The 19,955-nt window shown below is 58.3% G+C and carries 14 protein-coding genes and 1 pseudogene; 11 read left to right on the top strand and 4 right to left on the bottom strand.

Going from position 1 to position 19,955, the window contains the following annotated elements:
• Positions 1-114 precede the first annotated feature (114 nt).
• Together yfhb and tadA are read left to right on the top strand one after the other, a co-directional pair.
• The gene (yfhb, locus tag EH164_RS05615; protein ID WP_034813854.1) at positions 115-750 is read left to right on the top strand and encodes a phosphatidylglycerophosphatase C; all 636 of its coding nucleotides are present in this window, start codon (positions 115-117) and stop codon (positions 748-750) included.
• A gap of 60 nt (positions 751-810) precedes the next feature.
• Complete coding sequence (gene tadA / locus EH164_RS05620) at positions 811-1,305, top strand: tRNA adenosine(34) deaminase TadA (RefSeq protein WP_023481272.1); 495 nt, start codon at positions 811-813, stop codon at positions 1,303-1,305.
• A 91-nt stretch (positions 1,306-1,396) separates the two neighbouring features.
• Here tadA and mltF read toward each other — a convergent pair whose 3' ends face one another.
• Positions 1,397-3,028, bottom strand: coding sequence for a membrane-bound lytic murein transglycosylase MltF (gene mltF, locus EH164_RS05625; RefSeq protein WP_164483604.1), 1,632 nt, complete (start codon positions 3,026-3,028; stop codon positions 1,397-1,399).
• 248 nt (positions 3,029-3,276) lie between these two features.
• On the opposite strand from mltF, the gene purL reads away from it, so the two are divergent.
• The 5 genes from purL to glnB all read left to right on the top strand — a co-directional run bounded on the left by purL (position 3,277) and on the right by glnB (position 11,565).
• Positions 3,277-7,107, top strand: a complete 3,831-nt coding sequence (gene purL, locus EH164_RS05630; protein ID WP_370277258.1) for a phosphoribosylformylglycinamidine synthase — start codon at positions 3,277-3,279, stop codon at positions 7,105-7,107.
• A 543-nt stretch (positions 7,108-7,650) separates the two neighbouring features.
• Positions 7,651-9,087, top strand: a complete 1,437-nt coding sequence (qseE, locus tag EH164_RS05635) for a two component system sensor histidine kinase QseE/GlrK (protein WP_034813851.1) — start codon at positions 7,651-7,653, stop codon at positions 9,085-9,087.
• Entirely contained in the window at positions 9,084-9,818 is a 735-nt protein-coding gene (gene qseG, locus EH164_RS05640) for a two-component system QseEF-associated lipoprotein QseG (RefSeq protein WP_124967574.1), read from the top strand. Before qseE ends, qseG begins: the two co-directional genes overlap by 4 nt.
• Positions 9,815-11,152, top strand: a complete 1,338-nt coding sequence (gene glrR, locus EH164_RS05645; protein WP_023481176.1) for a two-component system response regulator GlrR — start codon at positions 9,815-9,817, stop codon at positions 11,150-11,152. Before qseG ends, glrR begins: the two co-directional genes overlap by 4 nt.
• 74 nt (positions 11,153-11,226) lie before the next feature.
• The gene (gene glnB / locus EH164_RS05650) at positions 11,227-11,565 is read left to right on the top strand and encodes a nitrogen regulatory protein P-II (protein WP_023481188.1); all 339 of its coding nucleotides are present in this window, start codon (positions 11,227-11,229) and stop codon (positions 11,563-11,565) included.
• A gap of 37 nt (positions 11,566-11,602) precedes the next feature.
• On the opposite strand, the gene hmpA is transcribed toward glnB, so the two are convergent.
• Positions 11,603-12,793 carry an NO-inducible flavohemoprotein gene (hmpA, locus tag EH164_RS05655; protein WP_124967575.1) on the bottom strand — a complete coding sequence of 397 codons (1,191 nt, stop codon included), beginning with the start codon at positions 12,791-12,793 and terminating at the stop codon, positions 11,603-11,605.
• A gap of 317 nt (positions 12,794-13,110) precedes the next feature.
• Between hmpA and glyA the strand changes: the two genes are divergently transcribed.
• Both glyA and EH164_RS05665 read left to right on the top strand, forming a co-directional pair.
• Entirely contained in the window at positions 13,111-14,364 is a 1,254-nt protein-coding gene (gene glyA, locus EH164_RS05660) for a serine hydroxymethyltransferase (protein WP_023481167.1), read from the top strand.
• Between the two features lie 186 nt (positions 14,365-14,550).
• On the top strand, positions 14,551-15,705 hold the full coding sequence (locus tag EH164_RS05665; protein ID WP_124967576.1) for a 3-phenylpropionate MFS transporter: 1,155 nt from the start codon (positions 14,551-14,553) through the stop codon (positions 15,703-15,705).
• Here the strand turns inward: EH164_RS05665 and csiE are convergent.
• Positions 15,695-16,966 (bottom strand): annotated as a pseudogene (csiE, locus tag EH164_RS05670) (stationary phase inducible protein CsiE); the annotation flags it as partial. The gene EH164_RS05665 and the pseudogene csiE overlap by 11 nt on opposite strands.
• Positions 16,967-17,104: 138 nt before the next feature.
• Here csiE and EH164_RS05675 point away from each other — a divergent pair.
• Together EH164_RS05675 and EH164_RS05680 are read left to right on the top strand one after the other, a co-directional pair.
• The gene (locus EH164_RS05675) at positions 17,105-17,743 is read left to right on the top strand and encodes a DUF1007 family protein (protein ID WP_124967578.1); all 639 of its coding nucleotides are present in this window, start codon (positions 17,105-17,107) and stop codon (positions 17,741-17,743) included.
• On the top strand, positions 17,734-18,714 hold the full coding sequence (locus EH164_RS05680) for a nickel/cobalt transporter (protein ID WP_124967579.1): 981 nt from the start codon (positions 17,734-17,736) through the stop codon (positions 18,712-18,714). Before EH164_RS05675 ends, EH164_RS05680 begins: the two co-directional genes overlap by 10 nt.
• 363 nt (positions 18,715-19,077) lie before the next feature.
• Here the strand turns inward: EH164_RS05680 and suhB are convergent, their stop codons facing one another.
• Positions 19,078-19,881, bottom strand: a complete 804-nt coding sequence (gene suhB, locus EH164_RS05685; RefSeq protein ID WP_023481152.1) for an inositol-1-monophosphatase — start codon at positions 19,879-19,881, stop codon at positions 19,078-19,080.
• Positions 19,882-19,955 lie beyond the last annotated feature (74 nt).

Genomic DNA, 19,955 nt, shown 5'->3' on the forward strand with positions numbered 1-19,955 from the left:
ATTGATAACAGGCTGTTACCGGAAAAGTGAGGATCTATCTGTTAGGCTAGTTGTAGTGTAATCGCCAAACGGAGCGTCCCGGCGATGGAGCGTTAACCCACAGAGGAATATCTTTTGGCTACCAGTGAACGCCGCGTTGTATTTTTTGACCTGGATGGAACATTACATCAGCAGGATATGTTCGGCACCTTTTTGCGGTATCTGTTGCGACATCATCCGCTCAATGCGCTGCTTGTGCTGCCGCTGTTACCGGTGATTGGTGCCGGGCTGCTGATAAAGGGCCGCGCCGCGCGCTGGCCGATGAGCCTGCTGTTATGGGGCTGCACCTTTGGTCACAGCGAGCGCCATCTCAACGCCCTGCAGCAGAAATTCGCCGACTGGTTCCGCGGGCACGTCACGGCCTTTCCGGTGGTGCAGACGCGCTTAACCAACTATCTGGCCGCCTCGGATGCGGATATCTGGCTGATCACCGGCTCGCCGCAGTCGCTGGTGGAGCAGGTCTATTTCGACACGCCCTGGCTGCCGCGCGTCAATGTTATCGCCAGCCAGATGACCCGCGGCTACGGCGGTTGGGTGCTGACTCTGCGCTGCCTCGGGCATGAGAAAGTCGCGCAATTGGAGCGCAAAATCGGTACGCCGCTGCGTCTCTACAGCGGCTACAGCGACAGTAAGCAGGACAACCCGTTGCTCTACTTCTGCCAGCACCGCTGGCGCGTTACGCGTCGTGGCGAACTGCAACAGCTTGAGTAGTGTCGAACGTATTAGGGGTGTGTATAATGCGCCCCGCCTGAATTACTGGAGTTTATACCTTTGTCCAATCCCGAACTGACTCACGAACACTGGATGCGTTATGCGCTGACGCTGGCGAAGCGCGCCTGGGAAGAGGGCGAAGTGCCCGTGGGCGCGGTGCTGGTGCATAACAACCAGGTGATTGGCGAAGGGTGGAATCGCCCGATTGGCCGTCACGATCCCACCGCGCATGCGGAAATTATGGCGCTGCGCCAGGGCGGGCTGGTGCTGCAAAACTACCGGCTGATCGACACCACGCTCTATGTCACGCTGGAGCCCTGCGTGATGTGCGCGGGTGCCATGGTGCATAGCCGCATCGGGCAACTGGTGTTTGGCGCGCGGGATGCGAAAACCGGCGCGGCAGGGTCGTTGATGGATGTGCTTCATCACCCGGGGATGAATCACCGGGTCGAGTTTACCGAAGGCGTGCTGCGCGATGAGTGCGCCGCGATGTTAAGCGATTTCTTCCGCCAGCGTCGGCTGGAGAAGAAAGCGCTGAAAACCGGCAATGCCTGATGGCGGCTTCGCCTTATCAGGCCTACGGGAGCGGTTACAGTTGGTCGGGGTTTTGTAGGCCGGATAAGCGCAGCGCCATCCGGCAACTTAATCAGCGGTTCACTTTCAGTTGCAGCGTATCCTGCGGTAAAACCGAATGGTGACCAAACGCCTCGTCGACGGTCAGCGCGCTGAAGGGCAAGATGCCATAGGTCGGCTGGTCAAGCTCGGCGCTCGACACCGCCGGGTAGCTCTGCGCCAGCTTGAGCGTTGCGGCGAGCGCCTTCTCTTTCTCCAGCAGATAACCCACCAGGCTAATCTCATATTTGCGGATATTCTCGACGTAGGCATACGCCTGATACCCGCGGGCATAGCCGTAGCGTAATTTGCTGTAGTAGGCCTTCTGGCTTAACAGCGGCAGGCGCTGTTTTACATCTGCCCAGCTATCCGGGTTGCCTTTGGTCTTCACCGTCAGCGCGCGGGCATCAAGCATATGCGCATAACCCATGTTGTAGGCCGCCAGCGCATACCAGATCTTCTCATCCTGCGGCACGCTGTCCGGCACTTTGCTCATCATATCCTGCAAGTAGCGCGCGCCGCCGCTGATGCTCTGCTCGGCATCGGTTCTGTCGCTCAGCCCGAGGCTCTGCGCCGTATTGCGGGTCAACATCATCAACCCGCGCACGCCGGTTGGCGAGGTGGCCTGCGTGTCCCAGTGGGACTCCTGATAGGAGATTGCCGCTAACAGCTTCCAGTCGATCTGCTGCGCATACTTCTCAAACAGCGGCTGCAACTCTGGCAGCACGCTATCAACGGCGCGTAAAAAGGCGCGGGTATCAACATAATCAAAGCCATCGCCATGACCGAGATACTTCTCTTCGAGCCTCGCAAGGATCCCCTCGCCATTAATGGTGTTGAAGAAATCGAGCATCGCCGCCGAAAGCGTGTTGTCGTCGTCGCGCTTGCTAAACCAGGTGACGGGCTGTTCATCAGAGATATCGAGCGCCACCGCCAGCTCCGGGTGAACGCGCTGGAAGAGGCTGATCGCCACCGAATCGGCGACGGTATAACTCAGTTTGCCGTCGACCACTTGCTGGAGCAGGGAGGTAGTGCCGAGTTTTTCATCCACCTTCCAGCTGAGATTAGGGTACTTCTTCTCTTTTATCTCGCGCAGATCGTCCAGCGCGACATGCCCGGGTGCAATGGTCAACTGGCTCTCATTCACTTCCGCCAGCGTACGCGGGCGATAGCTGCCGACGCGATAGACAAGTTGTTGAGAAACGGAGTAGTAGACCGGCCCGGTCTGGTAGCTTTTGACGCGCTCATTGTTATAGACCAGCCCGGCAGCGAGCATATCGGCGTTGTCATGATCGAGGTCGTCAAACAGCTGGCTGATGTTCTGGCGAACGGTAATTTTGAGTTTCACGCCGAGGTAGTCGGCAAACTGCTGCGCAAGCTCGTAATCGAGGCCGTAATTTTTGCCGTTGATTGAGGTGTAGGTAAGCGGAGTCGAAATAGTACTGACGCGCAGCTCCCCGCGCGCCTGGATAGCCGCGATGCGGTTATCGGCTTTGCCAAACCAGGGGACTGATGGCCACAGCGCCGCTGCCAGCAGCAGGGTGACAATGCCGATGAGCAGATAATTAATCTGAAATCTTTTCAAGGAGTTAATTCTCTGCGCCGTACTTTGCCTCAAAAGGTTTTCGCAATCACAGCAAGGGGGTTGCTGCTGATTTAGCGGCATTCTGCGTAACAAAACGGCAGTTGGCAACAAATTACAGCATTCGGCCACAGCTATTGCTAAAAATCGCTGGCGTTTTTTATTTCCACGCAAACGGTTTCGTCGAGCCTCAGGATTCTCTATAATGACGCCCGTTTTCCCCTGGTGCACACTTTAAGCGTCCCCGACGCTTCGTAATCGAAGACGAGAGACTTATGATGGAAATTCTGCGTGGTTCGCCTGCCCTGTCCGCATTCCGTATTAACAAACTGCTGGCGCGGTTTCAGGCCACCAACCTGCCGGTGAGCAATATTTATGCCGAATATACTCACTTCGCCGACCTCAACGCGGCGCTCAGCGAAGAAGAGTATGCCCGGCTCCAGCGCCTGCTGAAATATGGCCCCAGCCTTAGCAGCCACACCCCAACCGGAAAATTACTGCTCGTCACTCCTCGTCCCGGCACCATCTCTCCCTGGTCATCGAAAGCTACCGACATCGCCCACAACTGCGGTCTGGAAAAGATCAACCGCCTTGAGCGCGGCGTGGCCTACTACGTTGAAGCCGCCAGCCTGACCGACGCCCAGTGGCAAGAGGTCGCGGCGCAATTGCATGACCGCATGATGGAAAGCGTATTTAACGCTGAAGCGGACGCCGCGCGTCTGTTTGAGCACCACCAGCCCGCGCCGGTACAGAGCGTGGATCTGCTGGGCGAAGGCCGCCAGGCATTGATTGACGCCAACCTGCGTCTCGGCCTGGCGCTGGCGGAAGATGAGATCGATTACCTGCACGACGCCTTTACGCGCCTGGGGCGCAACCCGAACGATATCGAACTCTATATGTTCGCGCAGGCGAACTCGGAGCACTGCCGTCACAAGATCTTCAACGCCGACTGGGTGATTGACGGGCAGCCGCAGCCGAAGTCGCTGTTCAAAATGATTAAAAATACCTTCGAGAAGACGCCGGACTTTGTGCTCTCAGCCTACAAAGATAACGCGGCAGTGATGGAAGGTTCCGCGGTTGGTCGTTTCTATGCCGATCGCGCTGAAGGTCGCTACGATTTCCACCAGGAGCCGACCCATATTTTGATGAAGGTGGAGACGCACAACCACCCGACCGCCATTTCACCGTGGCCGGGCGCAGCAACCGGCTCCGGCGGCGAGATCCGCGATGAGGGCGCAACCGGGCGCGGCGCGAAGCCGAAAGCGGGCCTGGTCGGCTTCTCCGTCTCCAACCTGCGTATTCCCGGCTTCGAGCAGCCGTGGGAAGAGGATTTTGGCAAGCCGGAGCGCATCGTTACCGCGCTCGATATTATGACCGACGGCCCGCTGGGCGGCGCGGCATTCAACAACGAATTTGGCCGTCCGGCGCTGAATGGCTACTTCCGTACCTATGAAGAGAAGGTCAACAGCCACAACGGCGAAGAGCTGCGCGGTTACCACAAGCCGATCATGCTGGCTGGCGGGATCGGCAACATCCGTGAAGATCATGTGCAGAAGGGCGAGATCGTGGTTGGCGCCAAGCTGATCGTGCTCGGCGGCCCGGCGATGAATATCGGCCTGGGCGGTGGCGCGGCCTCGTCAATGGCGTCCGGTCAGTCCGATGCCGATCTCGACTTCGCCTCGGTGCAGCGCGATAACCCGGAGATGGAGCGTCGTTGCCAGGAGGTGATTGACCGCTGCTGGCAGCTGGGTGAAGCCAACCCGATCCTCTTTATTCACGATGTCGGCGCGGGCGGTCTCTCAAACGCCATGCCGGAGCTGGTGAGCGACGGCGGTCGCGGCGGCCGTTTCGAGCTGCGCGATATTCTGAGCGACGAACCAGGCATGAGCCCGCTGGAGATCTGGTGTAACGAATCCCAGGAGCGCTACGTGCTGGCGGTGGCGGCGGATCAACTGCCGCTGTTCGACGAACTCTGCCGCCGCGAGCGCGCACCTTATGCGGTGATTGGCGACGCGACCGAAGAGCAGCACTTAACGCTGAACGACAGCCATTTCGACAACCAGCCGATCGATATGCCGCTGGATGTGCTGCTTGGCAAAACGCCGAAGATGACGCGCGATGTCGCGACGCGCCAGGCGACCGGCGACAGCTTCAATACTCACGGCATTACCGTGGCTGACGCGGTAAACCGCGTGCTGCACCTGCCGACCGTGGCGGAGAAAACTTTCCTTGTCACCATTGGCGACCGTACGGTTACCGGTATGGTGGCGCGCGATCAGATGGTTGGCCCGTGGCAGATCCCGGTTGCCAACTGCGCGGTAACCACCGCCAGCCTGGACAGCTACTACGGCGAAGCGATGGCGCTCGGCGAACGCGCTCCGGTGGCGCTGCTCGACTTTGCCGCCTCGGCGCGGCTGGCAGTCGGCGAAGCGTTGACCAACATCGCGGCGACGCACATCGGCGATATCAAACGTATTAAACTCTCCGCCAACTGGATGGCCGCTGCTGGTCACCCGGGTGAAGACGCCGGTCTCTACGCGGCGGTGAAAGCGGTGGGCGAAGAGCTGTGTCCGGCGCTCGGTCTGACCATTCCGGTGGGTAAAGATTCGATGTCGATGAAGACCCGCTGGCAGGAGGGGAGCGAGCAGCGCGAAATGACCTCGCCGCTGTCGCTGGTGATCACCGCCTTTGCCCGCGTTGAAGATGTGCGCCACACCGTGACGCCGCAGCTTTCAACCGACGACAACGCCCTGCTGTTGATCGATCTCGGCAAGGGCAGCAACGCGCTTGGCGCAACGGCACTGGCTCAGGTCTACCGCCAACTGGGCGACAAACCGGCGGACGTGCGTAACGTCGAGCAGCTGAAAGGCTTCTATGACGCGATTCAGGCGCTGGTGGCAGAGAGAAAACTGCTGGCCTATCACGACCGTTCTGATGGCGGCCTGCTGGTGACGCTGGCAGAGATGGCCTTTACCGGCCACTGCGGCGTGAATGTCGATATCGCCGCGCTGGGCAACGATCGTCTGGCGGCGCTGTTTAATGAAGAGCTGGGCGCGGTGATTCAGGTACGCGCAGCCGACCGCGAAGCGGTAGAGAGCGTGCTGGCGGCCTACGGCTTAAGCGACGTTGTGCACTATCTCGGCCGTGCGGTCGAAGGCGATCGCTTTGTGATTGAAGCGGACGGTCAGCCGGTGTTCAGCGAAAGCCGCACCACGCTGCGTATGTGGTGGGCGGAAACCACCTGGCAGATGCAGCGCCTGCGCGATAACCCGGAGTGTGCGGATCAGGAGCACGAGGCGAAAGCCAACGACAACGATCCGGGCCTCAACGTCAAACTGACGTTTGATATCAATGAGGATATCGCGGCACCGTTTATTGCCACCGGCGCGCGACCGAAAGTCGCCGTGCTGCGTGAGCAGGGCGTCAACTCCCACGTTGAGATGGCAGCGGCATTCCACCGCGCCGGGTTTGACGCGGTTGATGTCCACATGAGCGATCTGCTGGCCGGGCGCAGCGGGCTGGAGAACGTCCACGCGCTGGTCGCCTGCGGCGGCTTCTCTTATGGCGACGTGCTGGGCGCGGGCGAAGGCTGGGCGAAATCAATTCTCTTTAATGAGCGTGTGCGTGACGAGTTCGAAACCTTCTTCCACCGTCCGCAAACCCTGGCGCTGGGTGTCTGTAACGGCTGCCAGATGATGTCGAACCTGCGTGAGTTGATTCCGGGCAGCGAACTGTGGCCGCGCTTTGTGCGTAACCACTCCGATCGTTTTGAGGCGCGTTTCAGCCTCGTGGAAGTAACGCAGAGCCCGTCACTGCTGCTGAATGGCATGGTCGGGTCGCATATGCCTATCGCCGTCTCGCACGGGGAAGGGCGTGTCGAAGTGCGTGACGCCGCCCATCTGGCACAGCTCGAAAGCAAAGGGCTGGTGGCGCTGCGCTATGTCGATAACAGCGGCAGCGTGACCGAGCGCTACCCGGCGAACCCGAACGGCTCGCCGAACGGTATTACCGCCGTGACCAGCGAAAGCGGGCGCGTCACCATTATGATGCCGCACCCGGAGCGTGTTTTCCGCACCGTTGCCAACTCCTGGCACCCGGAAAACTGGGGCGAAGATAGCCCGTGGATGCGTATCTTCCGCAACGCGCGTAAGCAGCTCGGCTAATCCAGTACGACAGTAAAACAGGCCCTCTTCCTTAACCGGGAAGGGGGCTTTTTTGATCGGATGCTAAAAGTGTCGGCTTTTCCCGACATCAGAGGATTATCACTGTCTCTAAAAGGAGACATTTATCTTATTGATTTTAATGGTGATGATTTATGAGCCGAGGGAGTGTTGCTAAATAGCGACAGAGCGATGAAATGTTGCGCACTTCACATAATCGATAAATATTAATAAACACCATGATAATCAACACATTAAAATATTTTGCGGCAACCTGGCATAATAAGTGCATAATTATAGCCAGTGGCTCATTCACCCTCTTATGTCAGCCCCTTCGGGACGCGCTACATAAACCTTCGAATGACGCACTTAAAGGTGCCTGCCGTCCACCTGCTGATAATTGCGTAGCTTTATCAGACCTCGGGCGAAACGTCGAGTTAGGCACCGCCTAATTACATAACAAAGCCGGGCTTTTGCCCGGCTTTGTTGTTCTTTACCCCGTCACTCAGCTAGCATCTCTGTACCTTATCCTGCGAGAGTACCGCCTTGAAACGCTGGCCCGCTTTTCCCCGCTCCTTACGCCAACTGGTTATGATGGCGTTCCTGCTTATTTTACTGCCGCTGCTGGTGTTAGCCTGGCAAGCCTGGCAGAGCCTCAATGCGCTCAGCGCCCAGGCCCTGTTAACTAACCGCACGACGCTGATTGACGCCCGCCGCAGTGAAGCGATGACCAACGCCGCGCTGGAGATGGAGCGCAGCTACCGCCAGTACTGTGTGCTGGATGACGCCACCCTTGAGCGGGTCTACCAGAATCAGCGCAAGCGCTACAGCGAGATGCTGGAGGCCCATGCCGGTGTTTTACCCGATGACAGACTCTACCAGGCGCTGCGCCAGGATCTGAACGATCTCGCGCAGTTGCAGTGCGCCAACAGCGGCCCGTCACCTGCCGCCTCTGCGCAGCTGGAGGCGTTTGCGGCGGCGAATACGGAGATGGTGCAGTCGACCCGCGCCGTGGTCTTCTCCCGCGGTCAGCAGCTTCAACTGGAGATCGCCGAGCGCGGTCAGTTCTTCGGCTGGCAGGCGCTGGTGCTCTTTTTAGTCAGCCTGGCGCTGATGCTGCTCTTTACCCGCATGATTATCGGCCCGGTGAAGGGCATCGAGCGGATGATTAACCGGCTGGGGGAGGGGCGGCCACTGGCGCAAAGCGTGGTGTTTAGCGGCCCGCGCGAGCTGCGCTACGTCGGCGAGCGTATTATCTGGCTGAGCGAACGGCTGGCGTGGCTTGAGTCGCAGCGCCACCAGTTTTTACGCCATATTTCTCATGAACTAAAAACGCCGCTCGCCAGTATGCGCGAAGGCACCGAGCTGCTTGCCGACCAGGTGGTCGGGCCGCTTTCGCCTGAGCAGAAAGAGGTGGTTGAGATCCTCGATGCCAGCAGCCGTAACCTGCAAAAATTGATTGAGCAGCTGCTTGATTACAACCGCAAGCTGGCCGGCGGATCGGTCGAGCTGGAAGCGGTAGAGCTGGCACCGCTGGTGGAGATGGTGCTCTCCGCGCACAGCCTGCCAGCGCGAGCTAAAATGATGCATACCGAAATCGCTCTCGATGCGACGACCTGTCAGGCAGAGCCGATGCTGCTGATGAGCGTGCTGGATAATCTTTACTCCAACGCGGTGCACTATGGGGCTGAATCCGGTACCATTCGTCTCCACAGTTATAGTACCGGCGCACGGTTGCGCATTGACGTAGCGAATACCGGCACCCCGATCCCCGAGGCGGAGCGCGAGATGATTTTTGAGCCCTTCTTTCAGGGAAGCCACCAACGCAAAGGCGCGGTTAAAGGCAGCGGGCTGGGGTTGAGCATCGCCAGAGACTGTATCCGCAGAATGCAGGGTGAACTGCATCTGGTAACGGACAGCAAGGACGATGTCTGTTTCCGTATTGAGCTACCGCTTGTCGCGCCGGAAAAATCAACGCAATGAATATAAATCTGGTGAGTATGTCGCATCTCTTTTCCCGCGTGGTCAACGCGATGACACAGCAATCGGGCTGGCTGCGCGCGCTTCCTTGCCTGCTGCTGGCAGGCTGCGTGACGCAAACGCCGCAAAGCGCCATTCATGACAATAAAAAACCGCAGCTTCCCGATCGCCAACTGGCCGACTTTTTATTAACGGATTGCAATGATATCTGGACCCTGTCGGGGCAGAGTGTCGACAGCAACCCACTGTTCTGGCTGCGCGGTATGGATTGCGCCCAGCGCTTATCGCCCGCAGCGGCGCGCGCGGAAGCGCGTGCATGGTCAGACGCGACCTGGCAGGCGACATTCCGCCGCGGTATTTTGCTCTCGAATGCCAAAATCTCACCCCTTGAGCGCCGTGACTATACCGATCGTCTCGATGCCTTAAGCCCGTCGATCCCGGCGCAGGTGCGCCCGCTGTTTGAGCTCTGGCGCGATGGCGAAAAAGCACAGCTACAGTTAGCCGAAGAGCGCAGCCGCTACACGAAATTGCAGCAATCCGCCGACAGCGAGCTCGACAAACTGCGCGCCCAGCAGCAATTCCTGCATGAGCAGCTTGATACCACCACCCGCAAGCTGGAAAACCTCACCGACATTGAACGGCGTCTCTCGATTCGCAAACCGGCGCCTGCCGATATGCCGGACAGCGCACATCCGGCGAAAAGCGATAGCGATCAGCAGGAGGCGAAACCATGACCAATCGCAAACCGGCGCATCTGCTGCTGGTAGATGACGATCCCGGCCTGCTGAAACTGCTCGGGCTGCGCCTGACCAGCGAAGGCTACAGCATTGTCACCGCCGAAAGCGGGCAGGAGGGGTTACGCATTCTCGCGCGTGAGAAGGTCGATCTGGTGATAAGCGACCTGCGCATGGATGAGATGGATGGCATGCAGCTTTTTGCCGAGATCCAGCGCCTGCAGCCGGGCATGCCGGTGATTATTCTCACCGCGCACGGCTCGATCCCCGATGCCGTTGCCGCCACGCAGCAGGGCGTCTTCAGCTTTCTTACCAAGCCGGTGGATAAAGACGCGCTCTATAAAGCTATTGATGATGCGCTGGAGCACAGCGGCTCCGCCAGCGACGATCAGTGGCGTGAAACCATTGTTACCCGCAGCCCACTGATGTTGCGCCTGCTTGAACAGGCGCGGATGGTGGCGCAGTCCGATGTCAGCGTACTGATTAACGGCCAGAGCGGCACCGGTAAAGAGGTGCTGGCACAGGCGATCCACAACGCCAGCCCGCGCAGTAAAAACGCCTTTATCGCCATCAACTGCGGCGCGCTGCCGGAGCAACTGCTGGAGTCGGAACTCTTCGGCCACGCGCGCGGAGCTTTTACCGGCGCGGTGAGCAGCCGGGAAGGGCTGTTCCAGGCGGCAGAGGGCGGTACGCTGTTTCTTGATGAGATTGGCGATATGCCGATCCCGTTACAGGTCAAACTGCTGCGCGTATTACAGGAGCGCAAGGTGCGCCCGCTCGGCAGCAACCGCGATATCGATATCAATGTGCGCATTATTTCGGCCACGCACCGCGATCTGCCAAAAGCGATGGCGCGCGGCGAGTTTCGTGAAGATCTCTACTATCGCCTCAACGTAGTCAGCCTGAAGATCCCGGCGCTGGCGGAGCGCGCGGAGGATATTCCGCTGCTTGCCAACCACCTGCTGCGCCAGTCCGCGGACCGGCATAAGCCGTTTGTGCGCGCCTTCTCCACCGACGCGATGAAACGGCTGATGACCGCCAGTTGGCCCGGTAATGTGCGCCAGTTGGTGAACGTGATTGAGCAGTGTGTGGCGCTCACCTCGTCGCCGGTGATCAGCGATGCGCTGGTCGAGCAGGCGCTGGAAGGGGAGAACACCGCGCTGCCGACCTTTGTCGAAGCGCGTAACCAGTTTGAACTCAACTACCTGCGCAAGCTGCTGCAAATCACCAAAGGCAACGTGACGCACGCGGCACGGATGGCGGGGCGCAACCGCACCGAATTTTACAAACTCCTCTCCCGCCATGAACTGGATGCCAATGACTTTAAAGAGTAAAGGCGAAATGATTATGGTACTGTGAGCAACCGATTACGATGCAGCAGACTGGCAAGAGCGTGTAAGGAACGACCATGAAAAAGATTGATGCGATTATTAAACCTTTCAAACTGGATGATGTGCGTGAAGCGCTGGCTGAAGTCGGCATCACCGGGATGACGGTAACGGAAGTGAAGGGTTTTGGTCGCCAGAAAGGCCACACCGAACTCTACCGTGGCGCAGAGTATATGGTGGATTTTCTGCCGAAGGTGAAGATTGAGATCGTGGTGGGCGACGACATTGTCGACACCTGCGTCGATACCATTATCCGTACCGCGCAGACCGGTAAAATCGGCGACGGCAAAATCTTCGTCTTTGACGTCGCGCGCGTGGTGCGTATTCGTACCGGCGAAGAAGACGACGCCGCCATCTGATTTTTCGCCCTCACCGCGTACGGTGAGGGCATCCTGCTTACAGCACCTTGTGCGGGCCGAAGCACTCATAGTGAATGCGATCGCGCTCAACGCCCAGCGTCACCAGCTGTTGTGCCGCAAACTGCATAAACGCCACCGGCCCGCAGAGATAAAACTGCATCTCCCCGTCACTCACGCGATCTTTCATCTCCGTAAGCGCCATCAGCCCGGTGCTGTTGAACAGCTCGGCCTGCTCATCCGCTGCGTTTGGCTGGCGATACCAGACATGTTGATAAAAGTGCGGCAGGTTGGCACCCAGCTCGCTTACTTCATCGGTAAAAGCATGCACATCGCCGTTTTCCGCTGCATGGAACCAGTTAACCTGCGCGCGGTGATGTCTGTACGCGAGATGGTGCAGCATCGCCAGCATCGGCGTCTGACCCACGCCTGCGGAGATGAGCGATACCGGTGTCCGCGGCTTCACATCCAGGAAGAAATCACCGGCCGGCGCAGCAAGATAAACAATATCGCCAGGCTTCGCTTCATCATGCAGCCAGTTTGAGACCTGACCGCCCTCCTCGCGTTTCACCGCAATACGGTAGCTTTTGCCGTTTGGCTCGCGGGTGAGAGAGTACTGGCGGATCTCCTGATGCGGAAAGCCTTCCGGCTTCAGCCACACGGCAAGGTACTGACCCGGACGGTAATCGGCGACCGGCTGGCCGTCGACCGGCTCGAACTCAAAACTGGTGATCAGCGCGCTGCGCTGGACCCGCTCCACCAGGCGGAACGCGCGCGTCCCTTCCCAGCCGCCTTTTTTATTGGCGTGCTCGCGGTAAATCTCCGCTTCACGATTGATAAACACGCCCGCCAGCACACCATAAGCTTCGCCCCACGCATCCAGCACCTCTTGCCCCGGCTGGAACATCTCATCAATGGTCGCCAGCAGATGCTCGCCGACAATGTCATATTGCTGCGGTTGGATCTGGAAGCTGGTGTGCTTCTGGGCGATTTTTTCAACGGCGGGGAGCAGGGCGGGGAGATTGTCGATATTCGCGGCGTAAGCGGCAATGGCGTTAAACAGCGCTTCACGCTGATCGCCATTGCGCTGGTTACTCATGTTGAAGATCTCTTTCAGCTCGGGGTTGTGTTGAAACATCCGATCGTAGAAGTGAGCGGTCAGTTTCGGCCCGGTAGCGGCGAGTAGCGGAAGGGTGGATTTAACGGTGGCGATGGTCTGAGCGTTGAGCATGATGGCATCCTTCTGAACATACATATTTAAAGTTGTATTTTAAATGCATCTTAAGGCCGCGAGCAGTAGCTTGTAAAGGGCGTAATGAAAGAGGGGTTATCGAACGTGAAGAAGTTGCATCACAAAGCTGAAAAGAAATCCCTTTCCCGACCGAAGCCCGTTATTGCTCAAAGCCTTGTACGACGGGCAGCCAATCGTTTGCGCAAAAACCTTTGTCAAGACCTGTTCTCAGAATATTAATCAGTTATACTGTCAGCCGTCCCCGAAATCGGGCCCTCATTGAGAGTTGTTTTTGTTAGCTGAGTCAGGAGATGCGGATGTTAAAGCGTGAAATGAACATTGCCGATTATGATGCCGAATTGTGGCAGGCTATGGAGCAGGAGAAAGTACGTCAGGAAGAGCACATTGAACTGATCGCCTCCGAAAACTACACCAGCCCGCGCGTTATGCAGGCGCAGGGATCTCAGCTGACGAACAAATATGCCGAAGGTTACCCGGGCAAGCGTTACTACGGCGGCTGTGAATATGTCGATATCGTTGAACAGCTGGCAATTGACCGCGCGAAAGAGCTGTTTGGCGCAGATTACGCCAACGTTCAGCCGCACTCTGGCTCACAGGCTAACTTCGCCGTCTACACCACGCTGCTGGAGCCGGGCGATACCGTTCTCGGTATGAACCTGGCGCACGGCGGCCACCTGACTCACGGCTCTCCGGTTAACTTCTCCGGCAAACTCTACAACATCGTCCCTTACGGCATCGATGAAACGGGCCACATTGATTACAACGAACTCAATGAGCAGGCGCAAAAACATAAGCCGAAAATGATCATCGGTGGCTTCTCTGCTTACTCCGGCGTAGTTGACTGGGCCAAAATGCGCGAAATCGCTGACAGCATCGGCGCGTACCTGTTTGTCGATATGGCACACGTTGCCGGTCTGATTGCCGCGGGCGTCTACCCGAACCCGGTTCCGCATGCGCACGTTGTTACCACCACTACCCACAAAACCCTGGCGGGTCCGCGCGGCGGCCTGATCCTGGCGAAGGGCGGTAGCGAAGAGCTGTACAAAAAACTGAACTCTGCCGTCTTCCCTGGCGGCCAGGGCGGCCCGCTGATGCACGTTATCGCTGGTAAAGCGGTGGCGCTGAAAGAGGCGATGGAGCCGGAGTTCAAAACCTACCAGCAGCAGGTTGCGAAAAACGCCAAAGCGATGGTGGAAGTGTTCCTTGCGCGCGGCTACAACGTCGTTTCCGGCGGTACCGATAACCACCTCTTCCTGCTGGATCTGGTTGATAAAAACCTGACCGGTAAAGAAGCGGACGCCGCGCTGGGCCGTGCCAACATCACCGTTAACAAAAACAGCGTGCCGAACGATCCGAAGAGCCCGTTTGTCACCTCCGGTATCCGCGTCGGTACGCCGGCTGTGACCCGTCGCGGCTTCAAAGAAGCGGAAGTCAAAGAGCTGGCAGGCTGGATGTGTGACGTGCTGGACAGCATCAACGACGAAGCGGTGATTGAGCGCACCAAACAGAAAGTGCTGGATATCTGCGCCCGTTTCCCGGTTTACGCATAAGTTTCCGACATCAAACAAGCCCGCTTCCTGTGAAGCGGGCTTTTTTTTGCCTGCTTGCCAGCGATGCATTCCGCCCGGCGCGTTTTAATGTTGCAAAACCTGCGCTTAGGCAAATTTGTTACCTGATTGTTGCTTGCCAGGCCAGGCGTTTGCCGCCAGACTAACGCTTCGATTCAGGAGGAAATCATGGTTCTGCAGTCAACGCGCTGGCTGGCGCTCGCTTATTTCACCTACTTTTTCAGTTACGGCATCTTCTTACCCTTCTGGGGCGTCTGGCTCAAAGGCGTCGGGTTAACCCCGGAAATCATCGGTATGCTGCTTGGCGCCGGTCTCGTTGCCCGTTTTCTCGGTAGCCTGTTGATTGCCCCGCGCGTAAGCGACCCCTCCCGATTAATTACCGCCCTGCGCGTGCTGGCGCTGGCTACGCTTATCTTTGCGATGGCCTTCTACGCCGGAAGCCATGTCGCCTGGCTGGCGGTGGTGATCGTTGGCTTTAACCTCTTCTTCTCGCCGCTGGTGCCGCTGACGGATGCGCTGGCGGGCACGTGGCAAAAACAGTTTCCAATGGATTATGGCCGCGTCAGAGTGTGGGGATCGATCGCCTTCGTGATTGGCTCGGCGCTGACCGGCAAACTGGTCAGCCTTTATGACTACCGGGCGATTTTGGTGATGCTGTCGCTGGGCACGGCCTCAATGCTACTTGGTATGCTGCTGCGCCCGACGATCCTGCCACAGGGTGAAAGCCGCCAGCAGGATGGGGCAGGCTGGCCCGCCTGGCGCGCGTTGATTGTGCAGAACTGGCGCTTTCTCGCCTGCGTTTCGTTGTTACAGGGTGCGCACGCGGCCTATTACGGCTTCAGTGCCATTTACTGGCAGTCGGTGGGGTACTCCGCCTCAACGGTGGGCTATTTGTGGTCACTGGGCGTGGTGGCTGAAGTGGTGATTTTTACGCTCAGCAACCGTCTGTTCCGCCGCTTCAGCGCGCGCGATCTGCTGCTGCTCTCCGCGGTTTGCGGGCTGGTTCGCTGGAGTCTGATGGGCTGGACCATTGCGCTACCGTGGCTGGTTGTCGCGCAGATCCTGCACTGCGGCACCTTCACCGTTTGCCACCTGGCGGCAATGCGCTATATCTCCGCCCGGCAGGGGAGTGAGGTGATCCGGCTCCAGGCGGTCTACTCCGCCGTGGCGATGGGCGGAAGTATTGCCCTGATGACGATGATCGCCGGTTTCCTCTTCGAACACCTCCATCAGGGGCTGTTCTTTATTATGGCGTTGCTGGCACTGCCAGCGCTGGTCCTGCGTCCAACGGTCGCCGCGCAGAAGGGGAGCCCTCAAGCATAATGCGAATATGCTCCTGCTGCTGTTCGCTCAGCAGCCCGTCGGTGTGGATCAGCGGCGCGGAGAAGAGCGGCAGCGGCGTGGTGTAAGGGGTGATGATAAGCGTCACATCTTTCGGCGCACCCTCTTCGCGGAAGGTCTCCAGCGGCAAATAACGAATAGTGAGCGGCAGCAGCGTTAACTCGCGTAGCTGCTGCTCAATCTCCTGCTCTCTGGCGCTATCGTCGTCAGTAATCAGCACCAATTGCTTCTCATGCAGATCGCTCTCCTGCATCAGCCAGGCACCAAAAATCACCGCCACCAGCCCCGCTTCCTCATCGCTAAAGCGCAGCCCATACTCCGTCTCCAGCCCCTCTAACGCCGTACGCGTGGTGCGCATCAGGCGCGGGTAGAGCTGATTAATCTCTGCCGGCAATGCGTTATCGATGCCGATGCCAAATAAACTGCGATCCAGCGCCTGGGCGAGGTGAATATAGAGCTGATTGGTCAGCCCCTGCTCGTCGCTAAAATGCATACCGGAGAGCTGATGGAAGTGGGCAATCATCTGGCTGATGGCCAGGCGCAGGCGGTGATCCTGCTGATGATCGTCCTGGCTTGGATCGGGCGTGCGCACCAGCATAAACAGCAGGGCTAAAAAGAGGTGCTCATTCTCATGGGCGGTAGCGGCAACGCGGCGCTGCCAGTGGCGAACGATATCCTGCGCCACCAGATACTCGGCGCGCATCTGCGCCCATGCTTGTTGCACGGGGTTAAATTCCGGCGAGTGGCCGCTATGATGCTGCAACAGGCAGTACTGCAAATAGAGACCCAAAAACTGGCGATCGCGACACTCAAACGAGCGTTTCAGGCGGCGCGAGCAGAGGTTGATCAACGCATGCAGATTAATATCGTCATAGAGTGTGCGCGCAATGCCCTGCTGTTTAAGCGCCGTTTTTAATGCGGGCGTAAAGTGTTCAGTAATAAATTCCGGGCAGAGGCGCAGGGCGCGGCGCAACCAGTGCAGCAGACACAGGCGCTGATCGAGCGGCGTGCCTTCGATGCGGTAACCGCCTTCACCGTAGGGCACGATGGAAAGACGGTGGTAAAGTTGGATCTCGCTTTGCGTCTCCGCGATATCCTGCAGGGCTACGGTATCATCCACGCCATTAATGGCGCTGATGTTTTTCATGGTGATACCTTGTCCCGGCAGGGCAAGCAGCAGTAGCACCTGGCAGCGACGCTGCGGGCTGGAGAGCACAGATGGTGGGGTCAGCGTCATGGTCATCTGTCAGGGTCCAGTTAGGGTTGGGAAAAAGGGCTATTTGATAAGCGTAGTTAAAGGTATCTTGAGCGACAGCGCAGCCGCCGCATTTTCGACCAGGAATGCCGGGGAGCATCACAGAATTTTTCACGTGAGGAAGAGATGCAATCAGTTAAACAGTGGGTATTGGGGCTTTTTCTCGCGCTTTTATCGTTTTCTCTTATGGCGCACCCGCACAGCTTTATCGTGATGAAGACGCAACTGGTTGGCGAAAACGGCCAGTTTACCGGCCTGAAAATGCGCTGGACGATGGATGAGATCACCTCCGCTGACCTGCTGTATGACGCCGGTAACGCAAAGCCCGGCGAGGAGATCTGGAAAAAGCTGGCGGCGGAAGTGATGGCAAACGTGCTCGGCCAGCACTACTTCACCGAAGTGTGGCATAACGGGCAGAAGGTGAAGTTCCTTAATCGTCCGAGCGAGTATGGCCTCGCGCGTGAGGCGCACCGGGCGGTGCTGACCTTTGTGCTGCCGCTGGCGGAGCCGCAGCCGCTGAAGGGGCAGAAATATACCTTCTCGACCTTCGATCCCACCTATTACGTGGATATGCGCTACGACAAAGAGAGCGACGTCACGCTGCCCGCGGCGCTGCAAGCGAGCTGTAAAACCACGCTACATACACCGAAACCCGGCGAAGAGGTGCTGAGTTACGCGCAATCGCTGGATAAGACCGACGCCCCGGAGGAGGATATGGAACTGGGTAAACAGTTTGCTCAAACGGTGACGCTGCTATGTCAGTAATCAGCCAACAGATGGCGCGCAGACGGCGCGTATTGCAGTGGTGGCCGCTACTGCTGTTTATGGTGATGGCCGTGCTCGGCGCGCTCTGGCTCTGGCAGGCGTGGCCGCAGGTGGTGATGAGAAGCGCGCTCTGGCAGCGCGAAGTGAATATCCAGATGAGCACGCTGCTGAAAGCGGTGGCCGAAAACCCGACCAAAGCGGGTGGCACGCTGTTGCTGTTCAGCTTTGTCTATGGCGTGCTGCATGCGCTGGGGCCAGGTCATGGCAAAGTGGTGATCACCACCTGGCTTGCGACTCATCCCTCAAAATTAAAACCCGCTATCGGCCTGACGCTGGCGTCCTCTCTGCTACAGGGGCTGGTGGCGATTTTACTGGTGGTTGTGGTGCTGAGCCTGCTGGCGCTGCCCGCCCGACAGTTGCACCTTAGCGGCTACTGGCTGGAGAAGGGGAGTTATCTGCTGGTCGGCGTGCTGGGGCTGCTGCTCTGCTGGCGCGCGCTTAAGCGCCTGCGGCAGCTGCTGCATGCGCCGAAGTTTCGCGCCTTTATGCCACATCATGTTCATCACGACAACTGCGGATGCGGTCATCAGCATCTGCCGACGCAGTCGCAGTTGCAGAACGGCGGTGACTGGCGCGCCCGGCTGGTGATTGTTTTATCGATGGGGATGCGGCCCTGTTCCGGCGCCATTATGGTGCTGCTGTTCAGTAAAGTGATTGGCGTCTTCGCCTGGGGTGTGGCCTCTGCGCTGGCGATGGCCGCCGGAACCTCGCTGACCATCAGCGGGCTGGCGTTGCTGGTGCACGGCTTTCGCCAGTTGGCGGTGAAGTTAAGCGGTAAACGCGCGCCGGTGCTGTGGCGGCAAATCGGCTGGACGACGCTGGCATTAGCGGGTGGCGTGGTGCTGGTGAGTGCGGCAGTGGTGATGTGGATGAGCGCGCTCCCGCCGGGCGGCGGATTACGCCCCTTTTAATCCAGGCCAGGGCGCGGCTTTTGTTGCCGGATGGCGGCGAAACGCCTTATCCGGCCTACGTGTTGCGGGTGCTGCTTTTGTTGCCGGATGGCGGCGAAAACGCCTTATCCGGTCTGCGTGTTGCGGGGCGCTGCTTTTTGTTGCCGGATGGCGGCGAAAACGTCTTATCCGGCCTATGTGTTGCGGGTGCTGCTTTTGTTGCCGGATGGCGGCGCAAGGCCTTATCCGGCCTACATGTTGCGGGGTGTCGCTTTTGTTGCCGGATGGCGGCGAAACGCCTTATCCGGCCTGATGGCCCAGCTTTTGTAGGCCTGATAAGCGCAGCGCCATCAGGCAATTCACAAAACCCGGCCTGCGAGAGGATTAACGCTTCAGCGCGTCGCTCAGCTCTTCACGCATATTTGCCAGCATCGCTTTCACCACGCGCGGGTTACCGGCGACGAGGTTACCGGTCATCATATAGTTATGACCGCCGGTGAAATCGCACACCAGACCGCCCGCCTCGCGAACCAGCAGTTCACCTGCGGCGAAATCCCACGGCTTCAGGCCAATCTCAAAGAAACCATCAACGCGACCGGCGGCAACATAGGCCAGATCCAGCGCGGCAGAACCGGTGCGGCGGAAGTCCGCGCATTCGGTAAAGAGTTTGCCAATGATGTTGATATAGGTGGTTGCGTGCTGCTTCGCCTTAAACGGGAAGCCGGTCGCCAGAATGGTGCCGTCCAGATCGCGAGCGGTGCTGCCGCGCAGGCGGTAACCGTTGAGCTGTGCGCCCTGGCCACGAGTTGCAGTGAAGAGTTCGTTACGCATCGGATCGTAAACGACCGCCACTTCGGTGCGACCTTTAATACGAACGGCGATAGATACCGCGAAGTGCGGCAGGCGTTTGATGAAGTTAGTAGTGCCATCCAGAGGATCGATAACCCATTGTACATCCGGGTCGGTGCCTTCGTGCTCGCCACTCTCTTCGGTGATGATGGTGTGTTGCGGGTAAGATTTGCGGATGGTGTCGATAATTACCGCTTCAGCAGCTTTATCAACGTTGGTCACGAAATCATTGCTGCCTTTCTGGCTGGTCTCTACGGTGTCAGGTGTTTCGTAGTTTTTGGCAATTAAATTACCCGCCTTGCGCGCAGCACGCACGGCGATATTCAGCATCGGATGCATCGATATCTCTCACTGGATGTTAAAGAACGGAAAACGGCGCGTATCATACCAGCGAATTCGAATTATGTCTCAGC

The sequence above is a fragment of the Kosakonia sp. CCTCC M2018092 genome, assembly GCF_003864115.1.
Lineage (GTDB): Bacteria > Pseudomonadota > Gammaproteobacteria > Enterobacterales > Enterobacteriaceae > Kosakonia > Kosakonia cowanii.